Annotated in this window: 2 protein-coding genes; both read right to left on the bottom strand. The window is 72.0% G+C overall.

What is annotated here, in order from left to right; genetic code table 11:
* Positions 1–426 (bottom strand): SDR family oxidoreductase (locus BN1233_RS19600; protein WP_147707404.1); only part of this gene is annotated, 426 nt, incomplete at its 3' end.
* The gene (gene rfbC, locus BN1233_RS19595; protein WP_046865275.1) at positions 426–1001 is read right to left on the bottom strand and encodes a dTDP-4-dehydrorhamnose 3,5-epimerase; all 576 of its coding nucleotides are present in this window, start codon (positions 999–1001) and stop codon (positions 426–428) included. The genes rfbC and BN1233_RS19600, both read right to left, overlap by 1 nt.
* Between the last annotated feature and the right edge of the window lie 111 nt (positions 1002–1112).

Genomic DNA, 1112 nt, shown 5'->3' with positions numbered 1-1112 from the left:
ATCGAGAGTGACGGCCGCGACCGCTTCCTCTCCCGCCAGCTTGGACCGGCCATAGGCGCTGACCGGCCCGACCGGATCGCTCTCGCGGTAGGGCCGCTCGGAGGTGCCCTCGAAGACGTAGTCGGTCGAGAGCTGCACGACCGGGATCTTGAGGGCAGTGGCCGCCGCGGCGACCGCGCCGGCGCCCGTGCCGTTGATCGCCTGCGCGAGTTCGGGCTCGCTCTCGGCGCGATCGACGGCCGTGTAGGCGGCGGCATTCACGACGATGTCGCCCCCGGCCCGGCGCAGGGCCGGCAGGATCGTCTCAGGCGCGCTGAGATCGAGCTCCGGCCGGGCAAGCGGCACGACCGTCACGCCCTGGGCTGCGGCGCGCTCGGCCAGCGCCCGCGCGACTTGGCCATCCCGGCCCGTCACGAGAACGCGCATCACTCACCCCACGCGGTCAGGGTCGGCGGGAGGTCGGCGAGCCTGGGCTGCGCGCGGTCCTTGTCGGACAGAAGCGCCTCGGTGGGGCTCACCGGCCATTCGATCCCGAGCGCCGGGTCATCCCAGGCGAGCCCGTGATCATGCGCGGCCGCGTAATGCGCCGAGACCTTGTAGTAGACCTCGGTGTCGGGCGCGAGCGTGCAGAAGCCGTGCGCAAAGCCCACCGGCACCAGAAGCTGCAGCCGGTTCTCGCCCGAGAGCTCGACCGCCACATGCCGCCCGAAGCTCGGCGAGTTTCTCCGCAGGTCCACCGCCACGTCGAGGATCCGCCCGCGCACCACCCGCACGAGCTTGTCCTGCGCAAAGGGCGGCGCCTGGAAGTGCAGGCCCCGCACCGTCCCGACCGGGCGCGACAGTGAGACGTTGTCCTGCACGAAGCCGATGGCAATCCCGGCCGCCGCCAAGGCCTGCCGGTTGTAGACCTCGCTGAAGGTGCCGCGCGGGTCTTCGAACACCGGCACGCGGATGATCTTCACCGCCGGGATCGCGGCTGGCGTGACCTCGACCCGGCTCATGCCCTGCTCCCGCGGCGCGCGCCTCTATTCATGCCGGGCCTCATGCCCCGCTCCCGCGCCGCGCGTCTGTGATCATCGTGGACCCCATGCCGATCCCGCCGTTCGCCCCGG

Source organism: Microvirga massiliensis (assembly GCF_001006805.1).
Lineage (GTDB): Bacteria > Pseudomonadota > Alphaproteobacteria > Rhizobiales > Beijerinckiaceae > Microvirga > Microvirga massiliensis.
The sequence above is the reverse complement of the archived record's forward strand: the minus strand, read 5'-3'. Positions and strand labels throughout refer to the sequence as shown.